We start from the raw sequence: 21,288 nt of genomic DNA on the forward strand, positions 1-21,288 counted from the left end.
GCGGACACGGCCGGTTCGGATGCCGGCGCCGGTGCGGTCTGCTCGGCGGGTGGAGACAGCAGGCCGTCCCGCTGTGCCTGTAGTTCGCGGATCTGCCGTTCGAGGGCGGCGAGCTCGTCGGAACGGGCCTGTGCCCGCGACTCCTCCTCCGCGCGGCGGGCCGCCCGGGCCCGGAGGTCCGCGATCCACGCGCCCATGTCGTCGAACGTCGGCATCGACTCGGGGTCGACGTCGTCGCCGAGCGCGGAGATCATCGTCTCCCTGCGGGCACGGTAGGCGGCCAGCGCCACGTCGACCTCGGTCGGGACCGCGCCACCGCCGAGCACGACGTCGGCCGCTGACCGCAACGTGACGGCGAGGGCGTCCGCCTCCTCGCGGGCCTCGGCGAGAAGTGCGATGAGTGAGTCCGGATCCCGTTGCTCGGTGTTCACCGGCGTCGTACCCGCGTATTCCATGTGTTCCTCTACGGCCTGGTTTCCACTTTTTGTCAACTTGTCCAGCTGGTCGAATGTGACCGAGTTCCCGGTGTCCCGCACCGCGTGTTCGAGCGTGTTTCTGTGTCGCCACGCCACCGCGTGCGCGGAAAAGCCGTCATGAAGCAACAGTCCGAAAAGGACAACGGGTGCGACAGGTCTGCCGAGGGTGGTCAGCAGAAGGTGCAGTTGCTCGCCGTCCGGTTCGCTGACGACCTCCGGCGCACACGAGTGGACCTCGCGGAGCAGCCGTGCCGCCACGGCGACGACCTCGATCGCGATCTGGGTGAGCTGTCCGGCGGGCGCCTTGGTGAGCCATGTCCTGGCACCAAACCATTCCCGGCGACTGAGTCGCCGCGGCGGTGCGTGCCCCTGGACGGGCACACCGGAACGCAGGTTCGCGCTCATCGCCGCGAGCAGGCAGAGGTCGCTCCGGTCCAGTGACACGAGCAGTCGGCGGAGTTCGACCTGGAGGGCGGTGGCGGCGTTGCGCGCGATCATGGTCGAAATGACTCAACCTCCCTTCCCATCGGCGGCCGGTCGTTACTGGACGCTATGTCGGGAGTCGGGCAGCGCGCGTTACCGCGCCGCGGCGAAGTCCGGTCGGGACGGAATCCGCTGTGGCGGATTGCCGCCGCACCGGAATGCGGTTTCCGGGAACCATCGCGTGACCAGCTCGGGAAGTCGACAACGACGCGTAGGAACGCGGGTTCGCCCCGCCGGAGGGTCCGAACCGCCGGGGTAACCGGAGAACCGCAGATCTTCGCCGTGATCAACGACGTCAGGGTCTCAGTCGCAAAGGACCGGACTGCTCTCGTGGTTGTACAGGTGGTTTGATCTCGGCGATGGGCAATCCGCGGAGGACCTCGTCGAGCGTGGACTTCTCGTGCTGGTTGTAGGCGAGGAAGTAGATGCGCCTGAGCCGCGTCTCGGGGTGCTGCGCGAGATGGTCGAGGGCCGCGAGCACCATCGACCTGGTGGTCGCCGTCACGGACGCGCCAGCAACACCCGTGCCGAGCAACGGGAACAGGATGCTGTTCGAGTCGGTGCTCCCGGCCAACCCCTCGGCCTGGACAAGCACGTTGGAGACACACCAGCCGATGTCATGGACCTGCCGGAAGCCCGCGCCAGGTTCCCCGTGTACGGCCGCGACATGCATGATGTACCGGACGTTGTGTGTCGTGGCCAGCATGCCCGCGGTCGTCGTGATCACTGTTCCCGGCGCGACCGGCCGGCGGCTGGCGACCTTGGCGTCGAGTTCATCGGCCACGAGGTCCTCGACCACCGCGCCGGTCTCGTCCCGGACCGCCCCGAAGTACCGGATGATGGCGGAGACGTTGAACTCCGTGTGGCGTGCCATCCGCATCTCGGTGTTCTCGCTGTTGACCCAGATGTCCACCGCGCGGACCCGTCGGATGGTCCCTGGGAGCACGCCGATCCGGCACGGTGACTCATGCTCACCGGTGAGCTGGTACAGGCTCGATGCCTTGGTGAACGGTTCGACGGCCCGATGCGGGTCCAGCGCGGGCGCTACCTTTCGAATCTCGCGGACGAGTTGGTCGAGGTCACTCTCGATGGAACGGTGACGCAGCCGCACGTACTGACACCGGGCCAGGGTCGCGATGCCACCAGGCAGCTCTGCCTCAGTGGGTAGGTCAGCGTCCTCGACGAGCACCGGGACGACACGAACGCCACAGGTGAACGCCTCGGCGATCTCGCGGTGTACCCAGTCACTTTCGGGATCGCGGTGGAACTTGGACCAGCGAGGTCCGATGACGGCCAGCAGGATCTCGCACCCGCGTACGGCTCGGAAGATCTCCGCGGCGAAGTCGTCACCTGGCGGGATGGAGAACGAGGAGAGAAACACCTGGCTCGAGCCGAAAACGCGTGAGAGTTCGCGGTGCAGCAGTGTCGCGTACCCGCCTTGCTCGCGGACGCGGTAGTTCACGAACACTGTGGCCACACGCACTCACCCCCGGGAGAACATCATCTCACGACCCGTCGGCGTCTGTCACCGGTATGTTCAGCGACAGGGAATAATCCGGAGTTGTCATGTTCTTGTCCTTAATAGTTCTACTCAGGGACCCGCGGTCGGGGGCCTTCCCAAGGGGGTTATTGTCTGCCCGTGGTCACGACTGATCAGGCACGGACGGCAGTTGTTCTGACGGCGCTTGGCGTCGAGTTCCAGGCCGTCCGGAAATACTTGGTGGACGTGACGGAGAGAATCCACCCAGCCGGCACGATGTTCTACGTCGGCCGGCTCCCCGGCGCGCAGCGACGGGTCGCGCTGGTAGAGGTCGGACCGGGCAACCGTGACGCGGCTGTGGCCACCGAGCGGGCCATCTCCTATCTCCAGCCGGAGTTTCAGCTGGAGTTGCTTGCGTTCGTGGGGATCGCGGGCCGCCTCAAGCCGGACATCGTGCTCGGGGACGTCGTGGTCCCTCCGCATATCCATTCCTACCACGGTGGTTTGGAAGACGACGAGGGATTCCATGCCAGACCGAGAGGATGGTCGGTCTCGCATCGCCTCCTGCAGCGGGCCAAGGACGTGGCTCGTAGTGACACGTGGTGGAAGTCCCTGTCCGATGTCTCCGAACCGGTCAAGGTTCATTTTCGGCCCATTGCCGCCGGCGATGTGGTGGTCAACTCCAGCGATTCGCCTATCGCACGGCTGATTCGGCTGCATTACAACGATGCCGCCGCGGTCGAGATGGAGAGTGCCGGCTTCGCGAATGCCAGTCAGCTGAACGACTCGCTTCCTTTCATCGTGGTCCGGAGCGTCTCCGACACGGCCGGCGGCGACAAGTACAAGACCGACCGCGAAGGGTGGCAGCCACGAGCTGCGGAACGCGCCGCGGCCTTCGCCGTCGCCTTGCTCACCGAGCTACCGGTCGTCGAGGCCGGCCCTCGCGCGCCGTCTGGGCACGTCGTGGCACCCGTCGTCGTGCCCGCAGCGCCGCAGATGTGGGCCGGCGGTGCCGATGTGCGCATCGGCGACCACGAGTACCTGCTCGTCGACGACGAGTACCTGCTGGAACGCACGAGCGCTGACGGGTCCGTCATCAGGCAGGCCCGAGGTTTGCGGACCATGTCGGCTCCCGCGCACGTGTGGTTGCGGCAGGTCCGCGCCCGTTCGGGCACGGCCGAGCTGGATGCGTTGGTCGCGGAGCACGTGTTGCGAGCCAACCTCCCCGCCGTGCGTGGGCTTCCGACGCCCGCTCAGTTCCATCGGCAGGAGCACGTCGTGAGCCTGGCGTACCGTTGGCCGACGTCCCTATCGTCCGGGGCGCCGTGCGACACGTTGGCAGCACTCGTCGTCGGCCAGGTTTCGCTTGATCGGTTTCGCGTGTACCGGATCCTTACCGGACTGGCCGGCCTCTGCACCACGCTCGCCGCACTGCACGACCGCGGGCACTCGCACCGCCGACTGACCCCGGCCGGGATCATCGAGATGGATGACGGGACCCTGGTCCTGCGTGATCTCGGACTGGCCGCCAGGAGTTACGAGTCCGGCGAGGCGCCGCCGGAATACGGTGCGCCGGAGCAGTCCCGCCGCAGCCCTCATCACCCGGGGCCGGGCACGGACGTGTTCCAGATCGGTGCGGTGACCTATCACCTGGTCACGGGCCATCTGCCAAGCCCGGTAAACCCGTTGCCGCTGAACCACTTCCGGCCCGACCTGCCGGCCCGGCTCGGTGCCGTCGTCGACGCCGCGTTGCGAGCCGAGCCGTCCGCTCGGCCCGACGCCCGCGCGTTCGGTCAGGAGCTCCGCGCCGCCGGCCGAGAACATGGCTGAGGAGAGCCGACATGCGCGTTGTGTCCATACCCGGCACGTTCGTGCTGATTCCCGGCCGGAACCTGGAAGCCCAGCACCGTGCGCAGGCCCACGACCATCCCAGTATTCCGCGAAGTCTGACGGAGATCGAGGCGGACCTGAACGCCCGCGACTCCGTATCGGTGACGTTCGACGCGCCGCGCAGACAGGGCGACGACCCGAGTCTCTTCGTCCACGGATCCACCTACGCCGTCCGGCTGTTTCTGCGTAGTAACGCCGGGAAGGGCAGGGTGCCGGACTCGTACACGATCGCCTCGGTGGTTCCGCTGCGGCTGCGCGATCACCACCGGTTGGCGAGGGGCTGCCTGCTGGTCAGGCATGCCCGCTGGCTCGTGGTGCCGCACGCTCAGGGGATCCCGCCGAACAGCGACAGCCACTGGACCAGGCTGGCAGCTGAGTGGGCGAGCTTGAACGAAGGGCGGGTGACCAGCGGCACACCGGCGCTCACCACCAACCAGGAGACGTTCCTCGACACGGTCGCCAAGGTCGTCGAGGCAACCGAGAAGATCGCCCTCACCACCGCGCGATCGGCGAAACCCTTCGCATACCGGAAGGTCGTCCCGACCGGTGAGCTGCGGCACGGCACCCAGAGCGCCCACGACTTCCATCTGCTCGCCCCACAACCACCGGACAAGGGCACGTTCGTGCAAGTACGTGGTGAACCCCAGCAGCGTGGTCAGGTGACGAGGGTGGTCAACCGGGTCATCACCGTCAGGTTCGATCGGCCGGTCGACTTCGGACGGATCCCACCGCAGGGCTATCTGGAGGAAAGCCCCAGCACGGTCGTCTACCAGAAGCAGCGGGAAGCGGTCGGCCTGCTCCGTGACCGGCTGGCCGCGAACACCCGCCTGCTGTCGGCAATGGTCGACAACAGGCTCGAACGGGTAAGCATGCCCGACGCGGAACCGACGGAGCCTCTCGACGATGACCAGCTGGCCGCCTTCCGCAAGGCAGTGGCCGTTGAGGACATGTTGCTGGTGCTCGGACCACCCGGCACGGGAAAGACGCGGACGATCAGTCAGATCGTCGGTGCCGTCGCGTCGGCCTCGACGCCGAGCAAGGACCACCGTCGTGTCCTGGTCACGTCACATACCAACCGTGCTGTCGACAACGTGTTGCCCCGATTGCCCAAGGAGCTGCTGACCGTCCGTGTCGGCAGCGAGTCGGTGGTGACCGAGGAGGGTAAGCCCTACCTGCTGGAGTGGCTGGCGGCCGATCTCCGTGAGGAGATCGTGGGCCGTGTCGCGATCGGCCTTGACGCATATGGCCAGATCGAAAACGCCGCTTCCTGGGGCCTGGAGCTGGACAGGCAGATCGGCGTCCGCGCCGCTGCGACGGATCGTGAGGCGCGAGCACTCGCCGAGCTGGCGGCGACGCGCCGAGAGTTCGGCGGAGCGGCACAAGCGCTCGTCGACCGATGGGCTGCCGAGCACGATGCCGGCGCCGCACGGCTTCAGCGCTGCGAGTCCGTGCTGGCGAAGACGATGTCGCGGCGGCAGCGTGCGGGGGAGCGTGGCGGGATACCCATGCTCGGGGCACTGTTCCGGCTGCTGGCCCGCCGTGCCGACCGACGGCTGGCACAGGTCGACGCCGAACGAACCCGGCTGCGTGAGTCGCACGAGCAGGCGAGGCGTGCGCTCGAGTCGGCGCACCACGAGCTCGACGCCGCCACCCGGGAGGTCCCGGCGGTGCGTAGGGCGCAGGCCGCCGTGGCGACCGCAACTCGGGACCGCGTACAGGCGGACTCCGCCGCCGGCGTCGCGGCGGACGCCTGCCGCACGGCCCTCGCCCCGCTGACGACGGTGCCCCGGTTGGGTGTCGACCCGTTGACCAGACACGCAGACCTACAGCACCTGTCGTCCTGGTTGCACGCCACCGTGCCGGTGCTGCGTGCCAGGGCGCGGCTGCTCGCCGACTGGCAAAACGCCGCATCCGGCGAGACCAGCCAGTTGTACCCGGAGCTCGTCCGGTATGCCGACGTGCTCGCGGCGACCTGTGTCGGCGCTGCGTCCCGTCCCGAGCTGTCCGATGTCGACGTCGACTTGGCGATTGTCGACGAGGCCGGTCAGATCGGCGTGCCGGACGCGCTCATCCCGCTGGTGCGTGCCAGGAGGGCGGTCCTGGTCGGGGATCACCGCCAGCTTCCGCCGTTCCTGGACACCGAGGTGGCGGAGTGGGGTGCGGCCGACGGCGACCCGATCGTGCGCACGTTGCTCAGCACGAGCGTGCTGGAGCTGCTGGCGCGGAGGTTCCCCCGGGACAACGTCGTCCCACTGACCTGGCAGCGGCGGATGCCGAAGATGATCGCCGACTTCATCTCCACCGCCTTCTATGGCGGCCAGTTGCACACCGCCGTCCATCGCACCCACCGGGACGAGCTGTTCACGCAGCCGTTCGCCTTCGTCGACACCTCCACCCTGTCGGCCCGATCGCGGGCGGAGACCAGGTCGGGGAAGGGGCAGGAGGCGTGGGGCCGGACGGGTTACGTCAACAATGCGGAAGCAGATCTCCTTGTCCGGCTCGCGTCGCACTATCACCGGCTTGGCGCGGAGTGGGCGGTGATCGTGCCGTACCGGGCGCAGGTCGACAACCTCAGGCGCCGCCTCGGCCCGGTCGTGGGCGGCTCCGCCGTGGTAGAGCTCAACGTCGGCACCGTCGACTCGTTCCAGGGCGGCGAGCGGGACGTGATCCTGTACGGATTCACCAGGAGCAACGAGAACGGCAATGTGGGCTTTCTCGACGAACTGCGCAGGGCGAACGTCGCGTTCACCCGTGCCAAGAACCAACTGGTCCTCGTCGGCGACCTGACCACCCTGACGGATGCCACCAACAGCGGCTTCCGCGAGTTGGCACGGTCCCTACGGGACCACGTCGTCGCTCATGGCGACCTGCGCGACTACCTGGAGGTCATGTCCGTGCTCGCCGAGGCACCCGAGGAGAGCCGACGGTGAGCGGCGAACGCCTGATCCGCTATCCCGAACTGCGGGCACTCGAGGACGCCGCCTACGGCGGTGGGGTGATGCCGTCGCGGATCTTCGCGCTCCTCCTCCCGGTCTGGTGTGTCGAGATACGGGCAACCGTCACCGAGGCGGAGGACTACGAGCTCATCGACCGCTACCTCGAGAAGGCGATCGCCGAGGCGGATCTGCACACGACTGCGGAGCTTGCCGGTTTCTTCGGTCTGGACCGGGTGGTGGTCGACCGGGCACTGCGATTCCTCACCGCGATCGAGCACGTGGCGGTCGATGGTGACCGATTCACGCTGACCGAACTCGGCAAGCGGTCGGTGCGTGATCAGAAGAGCTATCGCGTCACCGTCAACGACCGCCGCAAGTTGTACTTCGACGGATACGGCTCGCGGCCCCTGACCCGGCCGTACTACGACTCGAGCGCCGTCACCTTTCTCGATCCGGCCGACCTGTCCACGGTGGCCGGGCGTGATGGCCCTTCGTTCACGACACTCGCCAACATGAGCCACGGGTTCCGGCATGAGGCACTCGCCGACCTCGCCAGCAGGTCGGACCGAGATGCCTTCAACCTGCCGGCGCGGATCGACAATCCGGACAGTCTCCGCGAGACGATGGTGCACCTGCCGATCTACCTCGTGCGCGGGCTCCGGCGGGGAGGGCGGCCACACTATCTCGCTTACAGTCAGATCGACGACCAGGCCGACCTTTATCTCTCGGAGTTGTGTGAACAGACCCCCGAGATCGTCGGGGTCTGCGAGAACGACGCGGGGCCGGGCACCGGCGTGGGCCGTGAGCGGATCACCGAATGGCTGCGGAAGCGGAACCTGAACGGTCGGGGGCCGGAACTGGTCGCCGGCGGCATGTGGCGCGTGACCTTCCCGGCGTCGGCCTTCACCGGTTCGCTCAAACTCAGCCAGGTCGGTTCGTTCGTCGTGCTGGGCAACACGTTCTTCCATGTGTGGTGCGCCGACCGGCGAACCCGCCAGGCCGCGCTGGTCGAACGGCTCGACGCCTACCTCGGGTCGCGTTCCCACGTTGACGAGGAGGTGGTGCGCCTGCGGCTCACCCGACTGAACACCCAGCTGGAGCTCGACGCGGACCTGCCGACGGCCCACCAATGGGCGGTCGCCTTCGGCAAGACGACGCTCGCGGAACAACTCGCCTCGTTCTGCTGAGCCGTACCACCATCGCAAAGGACGGTAAATGTACGAACCCGTTGTGCCAGAACAAAATCCGAAACCACCTGCCATTCGGCGACTTCCTGACGCGTCCAGCTGGCTGACCGCGTCACTGAAGTTGCCGGCGTTCCTCAGCAGCCTGGTCGTGATGTCCCTGCTCGGCACCTTGGTGCTGCCGTCCGCGTCATGGGTCCTACCCGTGCTGTGGATCCTGTCCGGTGTCGTGTTGTTCGTGCCGGCGGTCGAGTCCGCGGTGTCCCTGATGAGCCTCCACCTGAGCAGACCAGGTCACGCCGAGCTGACGGTGCTCGTTCCCGCCTGGCAGGCGGTGTGTCGGTCCGCCGGGGTCAACGGCTCGAAGTACGTCCTGCTGGTCGAGGAGTCGGACCAGCCGAACGCCATGGCGGCAGGCGGACGCACGGTCGCGGTGTCGAGGGCGGCGCTGCGGCTGCCGCCCGCCGAGCTGGCGGCGGTGCTCGCCCATGAACTGGGACACCACCTGTCCGCACACGCGGTGGTATACCGGCTGGCGTGGTGGTACGCACTGCCGAGCCGAGCGGCCGCCTTCCTCGGCGGCGTCGCGATCCGGTTCGTCCTCGCTGTCGGTCGGGTCTTCCTCGCCTTCGGCAACGGGCTAGCGGCTCTCGCCGCGCTGTTCCTCTCTCTCATCCTGCTGACGGCGATCGCTTTCGTCAGCTTCTGGCTGCTCATCGCGCCGCTGATCGCGCCGCTATTGGCCTGGTCGAGCCGCCTCGGTGAGTACCAGGCGGACCGGACAGCCGCGCAGCTCGGCTACGGCCCTGGACTGATACGGGCGTTTCGCCGCTGGCAGTACGCCGAGGCCGGTGACCTGCATGCCGCCGGTCTCAAAGCCCGGCTGCTCTCGACACATCCTTCGCTGGCCGACCGGATCAGGCGCCTTGAGACGATCCAGACACTGCGGTGATGTGCCTGGTACGAAGCCCACCGGCGCCGGAACCGAGCCAATCCTGCACGTTGTTCGGAGATTTGGACCGTTAGCGCGGAACGCGGGCCGACTGTTCTCCGTCCTGTTCACTGAATCGGCAGCGGAATCGTTTTCACGCTACCGGGTTATTTAGCGACAACCGACTGGGCGGTCGTCACCCTGTCGCTTTAGTCTGTCCGCTGTGGCGGACGATGTGGTTCTGGACGCGGACGTGTGGGCGTGCACCGGTGCCGCCCAGGACGCCGGCCCTGTGAAGGACATGGGCTGTCGCGCGGCCTCCTGGTTGGGCCAGGTCTCCCCGGCCGGGAGGCCGGAATGAGCGTGACCGTCGTGCACGTTCTCGGTGTGCTCGATCGCGGTGGGGTGGAGTCCCGTCTTTTCGAGCTGTGTGTGGCCATTCCGCGAACCGAGGTACACCAACGTATTCTGCTGCTCGGCGACCGCGAGGGCACCCTCGCATCCCGGTTCCGGGCCGTGGGTGCGACCGTCGACCGGTGTCCGTTGCGGCCGTGGCCCACCTTTCCGTTCCGGCTGTGGCACTGGTTGCGCACCGCCCGACCGGACGCGGTCAACTCCCATGTCAGCCTGGTGAGCGGGCTGGTGCTGGCGGTGTCCGCCGCGGCGGGGGTGCACATGCGGATCGCGTGCCTGCACAGCGACCATGACGGCAGGCGGGACTCGATGCCGCGCCGGCTGTTGCGTGCGTTGTTGCGGCTGCTCCTGCGCCGGAGCGCGACCTCGGTGGTCGCTGTCACGTCGGCCGCGCTCACGTTCGCCGCGCTGCCGCCCGGCGACCAACGCTACCGGGTGCTGGGCGGCGGGGTGGACACCCGCCGGTTTCCGGCGCCCGCCGAGCGCGCGGAGGCCAGCACGTTTGTCCACATAGGACGTGCGGCGCCGGAGAAGAACCGGGCGTTTCTGCTCCGGGTGCACACCGAGGCGAAGCGGATCCGGCCGGACACCCGCCTCGTCCTCGCCGGGCCGGGCGGCATCGACGACCTCCGTGTCGGGCTCCGTGGGCCTGCCGGCGCGGATCCGTCGTTGAGCGTGCTCGGCGACACCGACCGGGTCGACGAGGTGCTCGCCGGCGCCGGCGTCCTGCTGCTGCCCTCGCACCGGGAGGGGCTGCCCGGGGTCGTGCTCGAGGCGCTCGCCGCCGGCGTTCCGGTGCTCGCCACGCGCCTGCCGGGACTGTCCGAACTGGCTGGTCAGCTCACCGGGATCACCCTGCTCCCGCTCGCCGTGGGGCCCCGTGCCTGGGCCGACACCGCCCTGCGGCTCGCCGCGACCTCCGCCGTCGAGCGGGCCGAGATCCGCGCCGAGATCAGGCGTTCCTCCTACACCCTGGAGAGATACGCCGAGACCTGGAGGCGCATGTGGACCAACCGCTGACGGGGGACCGCCTCGACCTCCGTCCGCTGTCGTTCGTCGCCCTGGTGGGCTTCGCCGGCTTCGTTCTGGTCGTCCCACCCCCGAGTGACGACATACCCGTGAACGCCGTGGCGTTCTGGCTCGCCTGGATGCTCTGCCTCGCCCTCCTGGCCGGACGGGGACTCTGGCGGCCGAGCACCGCCTACCTGGTCCTCTTCGGACTGTTCCACGGGGGCCTGCTGCTCATCGCCGCCGTGCGTGACGTGGACCTCTTCGCCGACCGCGACATCGCCTGGCTTTACCACAGCCGCGTCGCGGAGGCGACAAGGCTGGTGATCCTCGGCATGACCGCTTTCGCGCTGTGCGCCGAACTGGCCGCCGGTCGCGCTCGCCGACCGGCGGCCACCACACCCTCGACCGTGGCCGCCGGCCCGCTCGCCGACCCACGCGGTAGCGGGATCATCGGGCTCGTGGTCGAGTTCACGGGGATCGGCATCTTCACCGCGTCGGTGCTGGGTGCCGGTGGGTTCGGCCTGCTCAACGGCGGCTATCGGGACTTCCTGGCGGCCAACGAGTCCAACGAACTGCTCGGCTACGGCAGCCTGTTCATCGGGATGGGCGCGGTGATCGCGATCAACTCCGGCGGGAGGGCACGCGTCGCGGGGTGGCTGGCGTTCGGGGCCCACGCGGTGGTCGCGTTCCAGGTCGGCGGTCGCGGCGAGGTCCTGTTCCCGCTGCTGGCGATGCTCGTCGTGGAAGCCCGGCGCGGCCGGCCCCTCAGACCACTGTGGACGGTCCTGGGGGTGCCGTTCGTGCTCGTGCTGATCGCGCTGGTACGCACGACAAGGCTCCCCGACGGGATCGCCGCGGCGTCCACGCTGTGGTCGGCGCCGCTCGACGCGGTCGCCGAGATGGGCTGCTCGCTGCGGCCGACCGCCGAGGTGCTCGACTGGCACGCGTCCGGCGAACCGTTCCGGCACGGGATCACGCTCATCGCGGTCCCGGTGCGGTTGGTCGAGCGGCTCGGCGGCTGGCACGGCGGTACCGCGGTTCTGGACGACCGGCTGTTCAACGTCGAGATCATGGACCGGGTCGGTCCCGTCGGCGGATCCCCGGTCGCCGAGGGTTACCACAACGGCGGGCTGCTCGGCGTGGTGTTGCTGCTCGGCGCGATCGGCCTCGCGGTCGGCTGGCTGGAACGACGACCGGCCACTCTGTTGGGGCACTCCACCGTCGGTGTCCTGCTGCTGCCGCTGCTGGTCCAGATCCGCAACAGCTTCGCCCCGGTGCCCGCCCAGCTCGCGGTCGGCGTGGTGTTGCTGCTCGTGGTCCGCGAGGTCGCCAAGCGGCCGCGAGATCGTCGCCCGATATCGCCCGCGCAGCCTGGACGGAGAGAAGATGAAGCTCAGTCGGCGACTCCTCGAGAAGCTGCGGCCCCGGCTCGACCCGCGATGGCTCGCGCCGCTGTGCTCGGTGCTGGTGACCGCCAAACGTCGTGAGCGGTGCACGGTCCGGTACTCCGCCGGAGAGTGGGTCCACCGGTATCGCACCGGCACCGTCGTACAGGCGCATGTCGGCGGCGCCTCGGCCAGCCTCCAGGACCGGAACACCTGGGACACGTTCCTCCACGCCTACCGACCCGAACCGGGAGACACCGTCGTCGACCTCGGCGCCGGCGTGGGCGGCGAGGTGCGGTTGCTGTCGCGCCTGGTCGGTCCGTCGGGTCGGGTCATCAGCGTCGAGGCGCATCCACGCATGTTCAACTGCCTGCGCCGGACGATCGAGCTGAACCAGCTGAGCAACGTGACCGCGGTACACCGCGCGATGATGGGGGTGCGAGGCATCGCGTTCATCGAGGATCGACCGGAGTACGGCGGCAACGCCATCACCACCAGCATGGAGAACAGTCTTCCCGTCGTCTGCGAACCGCTCGGTGATCTCGTCGACCGGCTCGGCATCGACCGGATCAACCTGCTGAAGATGAACATCGAAGGCGCGGAACTCGCCGTTCTCGAGAGTGCGCGTGAACTGCTTCCCCGGGTGGACAACCTCGTGGTCTCCTGTCACGACTTCAAGGCCGACCGCGGCGGGGCCGACTGGCAACGCACATACAGCGGTGTCCGTGCGCTGCTCGCCGACGCCGGCTACACGTTGCTACGACGGCACGATGACCGGCGACCGTGGATTCCCTACTACGTATATGCTTCACGTTAGGCGAATTCTCATTGCGCCGACGCGGCGAAATCGCCGGCAACACAATTGCGCGTCGTTGCGTTTGTCGGGTCGGTGCGCGTAGCGTCCGGGTCAGGAACTCGTTGCTAAGCGTGTTTCGTCGTTGTCTCGGTGGGCGACTGAACTGTGCGGTTGGCCGGTCAGTCGCCGATGTGCCCAGCCCGCGCGTCAGCCTTGTTCAGCCGGCGTAGCCCGTCGATCGGCGCTCCAGGCGTGTCTCTCCTTGGGATTGCGCGTCGTCCACACAGTCGGGGAACTCGAGTCAAGAGGCACGACATGCCACACACCAGGTGCCAGCGAACCATGCCATGGCAGGACCTCGGTCCGTGATCACCGTCGAGGCGGTCACGAGGAAGTACGGGACGTTCACGGCGGTGGACGATGTCACGTTCACGGCGGGGGCGGGCCGGGTGACGGGATTCCTCGGTCCCAACGGCGCCGGCAAGTCGACCACCATGCGGATCATCGTCGGTCTCACCCGCGCTCATGCGGGAACGGCCACCGTTTCCGGGCGCAGATATGTGGACCTGCCGAACCCGGGAGTCGAGGTCGGCGTGCTGCTCGACGCGTCGGCGCAACACGCCGGTCGCACCGGCCGGGAGGTGCTGACGATCGCCCAACGGTTCATGGGGCTGTCACCGCGCCGGGTCGAGGAGATGCTGGAGGTCGTCAGCCTGACGCCGGAGGAGGCGTCGCGCCGGGTCCGCAACTACTCCCTCGGGATGCGGCAGCGGTTGGGCATCGCGACCGCGCTGATCGGTGAACCAGAGGTGTTGATCCTCGACGAGCCGGCGAACGGTCTCGATCCCGCCGGTATCCGGTGGATGCGCGACCTGCTCCGCGGCTACGCCGACCGAGGCGGCACCGTGCTGCTGTCGTCCCATCTCCTGCACGAGATCGAGGTCATCGCGGACGACATCGTGATGATCGGGAACGGACGGATCGTCTCGCAGGGCACCAAGACCGATCTCCTGCACGCCGCGGGCACGCTCGTCCGGGCCACCGACCTTCCCGGGCTCCAGCGCGCGCTCGCCGAGTCCGGCATCACCGCGACCCCGTCCGACCACGGTGCCCTGCGGACCGACTCGCATCCCGAACAGGTCGGCAAGGCGGCGTTGGCGGCCGGGATCGCCCTCACCGAACTGCGGGTGGCCGACGGCGCCGGACTCGAGGAGATGTTCCTCGAACTCACCGCCGTCAGCCAACGGGACGGAGCGGTCGCATGAGCACCGTCGCCGTGGGCGCAGGCCCAGGCCGGCCCGTTCGGGCGGCGCCGCACGCCATCCCCCTGACGCGGGTGACGCAGGTCGAGCTCCGCAAGATGTTCGACACCCGGTCCGGTTTCTGGCTGATCGCGAGCATCGTCATCACCGCGTTCCTGGCCACGGTCGGGGTCATCCTGTTCGCCCCGGACAGCGACCTGACCTATGCCACGTTCGTGCTGGCGATCAAGTTCCCGGTCGCGGTGATCCTGCCGATGATCGCGATCCTGGCGGTCACCAGCGAGTGGAGCCAACGCAGCGGGCTGACGACGTTCACGTTGGTACCGCACCGGCACCGGGTCATCGCGGCGAAGGCGATCTCGTCGGTGCTCGTCGGTGTCGTGTCGGTGCTGGTGGCGTTCGTCATCGGCGCGCTCGGCAACCTGGCCGGTACGGCGATCACCGGCACCACCCTGGTGTGGGACGTGACCGTGACCGCAGGGCTGTACTTCCTGCTCGGCAACGTCATGGGCATGTTGATCGGGTTCATGCTCGGCGTGCTGATCCGCGCCTCGGCCGGGGCCATCGCCGCGTACTTCGTCTACTCGTTCCTGCTGCCGACGATCTTCGGGCTGCTGGCCGCGAACGTGGCCTGGTTCCGAAATCTGCAACCGTGGGTCGACATCCAGTTCGCCCAGGGACCCCTGTTCGTGTTCGAGTCCACCCTGACGGGTGAACAGTGGGCCAACATCGTCGTCACCGGGGTCATCTGGCTGGTCGTCCCATTGGCTGTCGGGCTCGGCTTCGTGACGAGGGTCGAGGTCAAGTGACCGTCATCGAACGACCCACCGCGGCGCCGCGAGCGCCGATGGACTCGACGCGGCGCACCGCGCTGGTCGCGGGCGTGTGCTAGCTGGCCACCTTCGTCTCGATCCCGACCCTGCTGCTCTACCGGTCGGTGAAGGAACGCGGCTAAATCACCGGTCCCGGCCCGGACACCGCCGTCATCGTCGGCGGAGTGCTGGAGATGCTCGTCGGCCTCGCGGGCATCGGCACCGCCGTGGCATCGGCGTGTTGCCCGCTTCTGGGCGCAGGTGTCGGTGACGACCGGGCTCGCCGCGCTCCCGACCGGGATGTGGGCGTTCTCGCTGGGTGTCTGGTTGACGGTGAAGGGCTCAGACCGGCACCCATCATCACCGGGACGACCAAGCCGGGCTGACTGGCGCCCGTCAGGTCCCGCCGCCCGTGCCCACCGCTCGACGGTCTGCTCTGCCGGCACGCTGTTCGCCGGCGATGCGGGCGAGCACCTTGTCCGAGATGCGCTGGAGGGTGTGCAGCTCGTCCGGGTCGAGGGCGTCGACGAACAGGCCGAGCACGCGGCGGACGTGTCCGGGTGCCGCGTCCGCCAGGTAGGCGAAACCGGCGTCGGTCAGGATCGCCCGCGTGTACCGGCCGCTGTGCGGGTCGGGCTCGCGGCACACGAAGCCACGCTTCTCGAGCCGGCCGATCATGTGGGACAGGCGGGACAGCTCCGTGTTGGCCACCACCGCGAGCTCGCTCATCCGCATCCGGCGCTCGGGCTGGTCGGACAGGTGCGCCAGCACGTAGTACTCGATGAAGCTGAGCTTCGAGTCCTGCTGGAGCTGGGAATCCAGCGCGGCGGGCAGCGTCTGGGCGAGCTTCATGAACCCGCGCCACGCCGCCAGTTGGTCACTGGTGAGCCAGCGCGGCTCGGTCACCTCGGACACCTCTCGAGCGGACATGTGCGCAGTGTACGGCCGCCGCGCGGATCCTGACTTGAAAATTCATGTCCCGACGCCTACCGTGGCACTTGAAAATTCAAGTGTCAGTGTGGGTCATCGAGATCGGAAGGAAGATCCATGAGCAACCTGAGGCTGGCCGTCATCCTCGGCAGCACCCGCCCCGGCCGTAACGGCGAAGCAGTGGCGGACTGGGTGCTGACCAGGGCCAAGGCGCGCGTGAACGCCGACTACGAGCTGATAGACCTGCTCGACTACCCGCTTCCGCACCTGGACGAGGCCGTGCCGGCGAGCAGGGGGGTGTACGCCGGTGAGCACACGAAGGCATGGTCGGCCAGGATCAGCGAGTTCGACGGGTACGTCTTCGTCACCCCGGAGTACAACCACTCCACCTCCGGCGTGCTGAAGAACGCGATCGACTATCTCTACACCGAGTGGAACAACAAGGCGGCGGCCTTCGTGTCGTACGGAGCGCTCGGCGGCACGCGCGCGATCGAGCACCTGCGGGCCATCTCGAGCGAGCTGCAGATCGCCCACGTGCGCCAGCAGCTGTCGTTCTCGTTGCTCACCGACTTCGAGAACTTCTCGGTGTTCCGGCCCGCCACGGCGCACGACGCCGCCGCGAACGTGCTGTTCGACCAGCTCGAGTCCTGGGCCGGCGCGCTCAGGTCCGTCCGAAACTGAGGCGCGGCGGCGGCGGGAGTGGGCGGTCACATGAGGCTCTACGGGCTCGAGGAGCACTTCGTCACCGCGGAGGTGGTCGAGGCGTGGCAGCGGCACGACCCGGGGCTCGCCGCGCCGATGATGAAGTGGGCCGTCGCCAGTGAGATCACCCCGGCACTGCTGGATCTCGGCGACGGGCGCGTCGCCGCCATGGACGACGCCGGGATCGACACCGCGGTGCTGTCCCTCACGACGCCGGGCCTGCAGAACCTCGCCACCGCGGAGGCTGTTTCCCTGCAGGCGCCCACGAACGACCTCATCGCCGCCGCCGTGCGCCGCCACCCCGGGCGTTTCCAGGGGTTCGCGGCGCTCGCCACGTCCGCGCCCTCGGCCGCCGCCGACGAGCTGCGGCGTGCGGTCGTCGAGCTCGGGCTCAACGGGACGCTGGTGAACGCGAACTCCGGCGACCGGGCCCTGGACGCGCCCGAGTTCTGGGACATCTACGAGGCCGCGGAGGACCTGCGGGCACCCGTCTACCTGCACCCCAGCGTCCCGTTCCCGGCCGTCAACGAGGCCTACTACCGCGGCTTCGGCGAGCGAGTGGACAGCATGCTCACCACCGGGGCGTTCGGCTGGCACTACGACGCCGGGCTGACCGTGCTCCGGATGATCGTCGCCGGCGTGTTCGACCGGTTCCCCGAGCTGCAACTCGTCCTGGGGCACTGGGGCGAGGTCGTCCTCTTCTACCTGGACCGGATCGCGGCGATGGACGGCCTCACCCGCCTGCGGCGTCCGATCGCGGACTACTTTCGCTCGAACATCCACATCACGCCCAGCGGTATCTCCAGCCACAAATACCTGCGGTGGAGCCTGGAGACGGTGGGGGTCGAGCGGATCATGTACGCCTCCGACTACCCCTTCAACCGGGAGCGTGCCGGATCCGCGCGGCAGTTCCTGGACACCGCACCGATCGGCGACGCCGACCGCGAACGCATCGCCTTCCGGAACTGGGAGGAGCTCGTCGCCGGGATCCGGCACTGACCGAGCGCGCTGCGGAAGGTCAGGTGCGGACCGGATCGTGCCGGGGCTCCGCCGCGGCGCGGACGGCCCGTACGGGCCAGACCGCCACCGTCAACGCCACCGCGGTCAGGCCGAAGGCGAGCACACCGCTCACGCTCAGCGTGCTGTCGAGCCAGGTGCTGAGCCACGTGACCAGCCACAGCAGAAGCCAACCGATCCCGGCCAGCACGGCGGACACTCCCGGTCCGCTGACCTGCCACCGGCAGGCCAGCAGTACGAACAGCGCGGCCAACGCCAGTCCCGTCAACCATCGTTGCCATTCCGGTCCCGGCGCCAGCGCCACCCCGTCGAACACCGCGTCCGCCGACCAGAACACCCCCATGCACAGGATGACCGAACTCAGCACCGCCGTTCGTTCCCCCGGAAACAGGCCGGGCTCGCCAGGGGTCACCAACCGGACCAGCCACCGCCCGAGCTGCGCCACCAGGGTGGCGACGACGACGGGCCAGAACCCCGACAGCCGGACCTGCATGCCCAGCGCCGCGGCGATCCGAACCGCGCTCCACAGCGACAGCGGTGTCAGGATCGGCAGGGTCGACCACACCGTGAGGAACACCCGTGCTTTGGTGGGGCTCAGGATCGACCCTTCCCACACGGCGAACTTGTAGGACCTCACCCACAACGAGTTCCTGCCCCACACCGCGCAGGCGACCGCGGCAAGCGCTCCCCACAAGGCCAGCAGGATTCCGCACGTGGCCAGCAGGACCGGCCAGCCGCCCTCGAGGGTGAACGCGGGCACCAGCGCCGCGGCCAACGCCACGCCCGCGGTGACCTGCACCGCCAACACGAGCAGTCTGCCCGCGACACCGGTCGTCTTCGCCACCGCACTGACGGTACGAGAACAGCAGCACCGCGGACCGTGCATTGCCGGAGCCGAGGTAACCCTGGTCGCGCGTCCCGCGGCTACGGGTTCAGCGCGATGTACTTCTCCTCCAGGAACTCGAGGATGCCCTCCGAGCCGCCCTCGCGGCCGAGGCCACTCTGTTTCACGCCGCCGAAGGGGGCGGCCGGGTCGCTCACGACGCCGCGGTTGACCGCGACCATGCCGGCCTCCAGGCGGTGAGCGACGGCCATGGCCTCGCGTTCCGCGCCGAACACGTAGGCCATCAGGCCGTACACCGTGTCGTTGGCCATGGCGACGGCCTCGTCGACGTCGTCATAGCGCACGACCGCCAGGACGGGACCGAAGATCTCGGTCGTGTTGATCCGGGAGCCGTGCCGGACGTCGGTCAGGAGCGTGACGTCGTAGAACGCGCCGGTGCCCGCGGACTTGCCGCCGTGCACGAGCGTCGCGCCGTCGGACACCGCGTCGTCCACGAGGCTCGCGACCTTGTCGCGTTCGGCGACCGACACCAGCGCGCCGACCTGCCGTGACCGGTCGAGGCCCGGCCCGACCGACAGCGACCCGAGCGCCTCGGTCATCCGCTCGACGAACTCGTCGTGCCGTGAGCTGTGGACGTACACCCGGTTGGCCGCGGTGCACGCCGCACCGCCGTTGCGCATCTTGGCCACCAGCGTGCCCGCCACGGTGAGGTCCATGTCGGCGCTGGGCAGCACGACCAGCGGCGCGTTCCCGCCCAGCTCCATCGAGGTGCTCACCACGGAGTCGGCGCACGCGTGCAGCAGGTCCCGGCCGACCTCGGTCGAGCCGGTGAACGACAGCTTGCGTACCTCCGGCCGGTTCAGCATGGCCGCCACCAGCGGTCCCGTCGGCACCGGCGTCACCAGGTTCACCACGCCGGCGGGCACGCCCACCCGGCGCAGGACCTCGACCATGTACGCGGCGGTCAGCGGGGTCTCCCTGGCCGGCTTGAGAATCGTCGTGCAGCCGGCCGCCAGTGCCGGGGCGAGCTTGCGGGTCGCCATGGCCGCGGGGAAGTTCCACGGGGTGATCAGCAGCGACACGCCGATCGGCTGACGGTCGACGACGATCCGCTTGTCCCCGCTGGGGGAGCGGCGGTAGTCGCCGGGCACGCGAACCGCCTCCTCGGCGAACCAGCGGAAGAACTCCTTGGCGTAGTTGGCTTCCCCGATCGCGTCGGACCAGGACTTGCCGTTCTCCCGCACGATGGTCTCGGCGAACACCTCGATCTCCGCGGTGAGCACCTCGTAGGCCGCGCGCAGCAGTTCGCCCCGGTCCCGTGCCGGGGTGGCGGCCCAACCCTCCTGCGCGTTCGCGGCCGCGTCGACGGCGGCCATGCAGTCGGCCTCGGTGGCGGCCGCGAAGCGGGCGAGCACGCTCTGGTCCGCGGGGTCGACGACGTCGAACCGCTCGCCGCCGCCGGGGCGCCATTCGCCGTCGATGAACAGGTCGGCAAGGTAGCTCATCGGTAGTTCCCCTCCGCGAGATGACCGGTGTACGCCTGATCGAGGATGTCGAGGAGCACCGTGGGCGGCGCCGGGACGGGTGCGATGGCGACGAGCCGCGTGGCGCGCGCGGCCAGCTCGGCAAGCCTGGGCAGCTGGTCGCGGGTGACGCCGATCTCGGCCAGTGACGCGGGCACGCCGATCGCGCGGTTGAGCCGGGCGACCGCGCGGATCGCCCCGCGTGCCTGTTCCTCCACAGTGGACGGTGCGACGCCCAGGGCGGCGCCGACCGCGGCGATCCGCGGCACCGTGCCGGCGTCGGTGAGGCACACCTGGAGGACGTGGGGGAGCAGCAGTCCGGTGCCGAGCCCGTGCGGTGTCCCGGTGACCGCGCCGATCGGGTACTGGAGGGCATGGGAGAGGTGGGTTCCGGTGGCACCGAAGGCGATTCCGGCGAGCAGGCTGCCGAGCGCGACGTTCTCCCGCGCCTGCCGGTCGTCCGGGTCGCCGACCGCCACCGGCAGCGCGGCGCCGAGCAGCTCGACCGCGCGCAGCGCGATCACGTCGGTGAAGGCGTTGCGGCCGGTGAAGACGGGCAGCGTGGCGTCCCACGCCCGGTCGGGATCCGCCGCGGTGTAGGACTCGACCGCGTGCACGAGCGCGTCGATGCCGGCGTGGGCGGTGACGGCGCGCGGCGCGCCGAGGGTGAGCAGTGGGTCGACGATGGCGGCCGCGGGCACCAGGTGCGGGCTGGAGATGCCCACCTTCATGTCGTGGCCGGGATCGGACACCACCGCGACCGGGGTGACCTCCGAGCCGGTGCCGGCGGTGGTGGGCATGGCGACGACCGGCAGCGTCGGTCCTGGCACGAGGTTCTCACCGTAGTACCGGCGCAGCGGGCCGCCGTGGGTGACGAGCAGCCCGACCAGCTTCGCCGCGTCCAGCGTGCTGCCGCCGCCGATGGCCAGGATCGCGTCGGGCCGGTGGGTCCGCGCGAACTCGGCGGCGGTGTCGAGCGACGCGGTCGGCAGCTCCGGCTCGATGTCGCTGTGCACCTCGACGTCGAGCCCGCCGGCCCGCAGCGCCGTGCGGATCTCGGCGAGGACCGGCGACCTGGTCAGGAAGGGATCGACGATCGCCAGCACCCGACGGCCGTGGCCGCGCAGCACCTCGGGCAGCTGCGCGCGGGAACCGTACCCGAAGTGGATCCGGGTCGGGAGCCGGAGCGTTCCGGCGGTGATGTCGTTCATG

General features: G+C 69.1%; 17 protein-coding genes. 11 read left to right on the forward strand and 6 right to left on the reverse strand.

The window, feature by feature from the left end; translation table 11 throughout:
• A partial coding sequence (locus tag VET29_RS10315; RefSeq protein WP_324918244.1) for a hypothetical protein occupies positions 1 to 974 on the reverse strand: 974 nt, incomplete at its 3' end.
• A gap of 280 nt (positions 975 to 1,254) precedes the next feature.
• Complete coding sequence (locus tag VET29_RS10320; protein WP_324918247.1) at positions 1,255 to 2,436, reverse strand: TIR domain-containing protein; 1,182 nt, start codon at positions 2,434 to 2,436, stop codon at positions 1,255 to 1,257.
• Positions 2,437 to 2,598: 162 nt separating this feature from the next.
• On the opposite strand from VET29_RS10320, the gene VET29_RS10325 reads away from it, so the two are divergent.
• The 9 genes from VET29_RS10325 (at position 2,599) to VET29_RS10365 (ending at position 15,057) form a co-directional block, all read left to right on the forward strand.
• Positions 2,599 to 4,269, forward strand: a complete 1,671-nt coding sequence (locus VET29_RS10325) for a hypothetical protein (protein WP_324918250.1) — start codon at positions 2,599 to 2,601, stop codon at positions 4,267 to 4,269.
• A gap of 11 nt (positions 4,270 to 4,280) precedes the next feature.
• Entirely contained in the window at positions 4,281 to 7,259 is a 2,979-nt protein-coding gene (locus VET29_RS10330) for a DEAD/DEAH box helicase (RefSeq protein ID WP_324918253.1), read from the forward strand.
• Complete coding sequence (locus tag VET29_RS10335) at positions 7,256 to 8,452, forward strand: hypothetical protein (protein WP_324918256.1); 1,197 nt, start codon at positions 7,256 to 7,258, stop codon at positions 8,450 to 8,452. The genes VET29_RS10330 and VET29_RS10335 overlap by 4 nt, the downstream gene beginning before the upstream one ends.
• Before the next feature lie 28 nt (positions 8,453 to 8,480).
• Positions 8,481 to 9,401, forward strand: a complete 921-nt coding sequence (locus VET29_RS10340) for a M48 family metalloprotease (RefSeq protein ID WP_324918259.1) — start codon at positions 8,481 to 8,483, stop codon at positions 9,399 to 9,401.
• Positions 9,402 to 9,737: 336 nt separating this feature from the next.
• A complete protein-coding gene (locus tag VET29_RS10345; protein WP_324918262.1) occupies positions 9,738 to 10,814 on the forward strand; it encodes a glycosyltransferase in 1,077 nt (358 codons plus the stop codon).
• A complete protein-coding gene (gene wzy / locus VET29_RS10350) occupies positions 10,799 to 12,292 on the forward strand; it encodes an O-antigen polysaccharide polymerase Wzy (protein ID WP_324918265.1) in 1,494 nt (497 codons plus the stop codon). The genes VET29_RS10345 and wzy overlap by 16 nt, the downstream gene beginning before the upstream one ends.
• On the forward strand, positions 12,192 to 13,007 hold the full coding sequence (locus VET29_RS10355; protein WP_324918268.1) for an FkbM family methyltransferase: 816 nt from the start codon (positions 12,192 to 12,194) through the stop codon (positions 13,005 to 13,007). Before wzy ends, VET29_RS10355 begins: the two co-directional genes overlap by 101 nt.
• A 326-nt stretch (positions 13,008 to 13,333) precedes the next feature.
• Entirely contained in the window at positions 13,334 to 14,251 is a 918-nt protein-coding gene (locus VET29_RS10360; protein ID WP_324918271.1) for an ATP-binding cassette domain-containing protein, read from the forward strand.
• Positions 14,248 to 15,057, forward strand: a complete 810-nt coding sequence (locus VET29_RS10365) for a hypothetical protein (protein ID WP_324918274.1) — start codon at positions 14,248 to 14,250, stop codon at positions 15,055 to 15,057. The genes VET29_RS10360 and VET29_RS10365 overlap by 4 nt, the downstream gene beginning before the upstream one ends.
• A gap of 399 nt (positions 15,058 to 15,456) precedes the next feature.
• Here the strand turns inward: VET29_RS10365 and VET29_RS10370 are convergent, their stop codons facing one another.
• Complete coding sequence (locus tag VET29_RS10370; protein ID WP_324918277.1) at positions 15,457 to 15,990, reverse strand: MarR family winged helix-turn-helix transcriptional regulator; 534 nt, start codon at positions 15,988 to 15,990, stop codon at positions 15,457 to 15,459.
• A gap of 117 nt (positions 15,991 to 16,107) precedes the next feature.
• On the opposite strand from VET29_RS10370, the gene VET29_RS10375 reads away from it, so the two are divergent.
• A complete protein-coding gene (locus tag VET29_RS10375; protein ID WP_324918280.1) occupies positions 16,108 to 16,671 on the forward strand; it encodes an NAD(P)H-dependent oxidoreductase in 564 nt (187 codons plus the stop codon).
• Between the two features lie 30 nt (positions 16,672 to 16,701).
• The gene (locus VET29_RS10380; protein ID WP_324918283.1) at positions 16,702 to 17,691 is read left to right on the forward strand and encodes an amidohydrolase family protein; all 990 of its coding nucleotides are present in this window, start codon (positions 16,702 to 16,704) and stop codon (positions 17,689 to 17,691) included.
• A gap of 19 nt (positions 17,692 to 17,710) precedes the next feature.
• Here VET29_RS10380 and VET29_RS10385 read toward each other — a convergent pair whose 3' ends face one another.
• The 3 genes from VET29_RS10385 to VET29_RS10395 form a co-directional block, all read right to left on the reverse strand.
• A complete protein-coding gene (locus VET29_RS10385; RefSeq protein WP_324918286.1) occupies positions 17,711 to 18,553 on the reverse strand; it encodes a hypothetical protein in 843 nt (280 codons plus the stop codon).
• Between the two features lie 80 nt (positions 18,554 to 18,633).
• Positions 18,634 to 20,058, reverse strand: coding sequence for an NAD-dependent succinate-semialdehyde dehydrogenase (locus VET29_RS10390; protein WP_324918289.1), 1,425 nt, complete (start codon positions 20,056 to 20,058; stop codon positions 18,634 to 18,636).
• Positions 20,055 to 21,287 (reverse strand): iron-containing alcohol dehydrogenase, encoded by a 1,233-nt coding sequence (locus VET29_RS10395; protein ID WP_324918292.1) that lies wholly within the window; start codon positions 21,285 to 21,287, stop codon positions 20,055 to 20,057. Before VET29_RS10395 ends, VET29_RS10390 begins: the two co-directional genes overlap by 4 nt.
• Position 21,288 lies beyond the last annotated feature (1 nt).

This window comes from Actinophytocola sp. (genome assembly GCF_035634895.1).
Lineage (GTDB): Bacteria > Actinomycetota > Actinomycetes > Mycobacteriales > Pseudonocardiaceae > Actinophytocola.

What these genes read in the sequence shown, in the direction of transcription:
- VET29_RS10330 (WP_324918253.1), top strand. Translation starts at nt 4,281, where the DNA reads ATGCGCGTTGTGTCCATACCCGGCACGTTCGTGCTGATTCCCGGCCGG.
- VET29_RS10340 (WP_324918259.1), top strand. Translation starts at nt 8,481, where the DNA reads ATGTACGAACCCGTTGTGCCAGAACAAAATCCGAAACCACCTGCCATT.
- VET29_RS10345 (WP_324918262.1), top strand. Translation starts at nt 9,738, where the DNA reads ATGAGCGTGACCGTCGTGCACGTTCTCGGTGTGCTCGATCGCGGTGGG.
- VET29_RS10355 (WP_324918268.1), top strand. Translation starts at nt 12,192, where the DNA reads ATGAAGCTCAGTCGGCGACTCCTCGAGAAGCTGCGGCCCCGGCTCGAC.
- VET29_RS10360 (WP_324918271.1), top strand. Translation starts at nt 13,334, where the DNA reads ATGGCAGGACCTCGGTCCGTGATCACCGTCGAGGCGGTCACGAGGAAG.
- VET29_RS10365 (WP_324918274.1), top strand. Translation starts at nt 14,248, where the DNA reads ATGAGCACCGTCGCCGTGGGCGCAGGCCCAGGCCGGCCCGTTCGGGCG.
- VET29_RS10370 (WP_324918277.1), bottom strand. Translation starts at nt 15,990, where the DNA reads ATGTCCGCTCGAGAGGTGTCCGAGGTGACCGAGCCGCGCTGGCTCACC.
- VET29_RS10375 (WP_324918280.1), top strand. Translation starts at nt 16,108, where the DNA reads ATGAGCAACCTGAGGCTGGCCGTCATCCTCGGCAGCACCCGCCCCGGC.
- VET29_RS10380 (WP_324918283.1), top strand. Translation starts at nt 16,702, where the DNA reads ATGAGGCTCTACGGGCTCGAGGAGCACTTCGTCACCGCGGAGGTGGTC.
- VET29_RS10390 (WP_324918289.1), bottom strand. Translation starts at nt 20,058, where the DNA reads ATGAGCTACCTTGCCGACCTGTTCATCGACGGCGAATGGCGCCCCGGC.
- VET29_RS10395 (WP_324918292.1), bottom strand. Translation starts at nt 21,287, where the DNA reads ATGAACGACATCACCGCCGGAACGCTCCGGCTCCCGACCCGGATCCAC.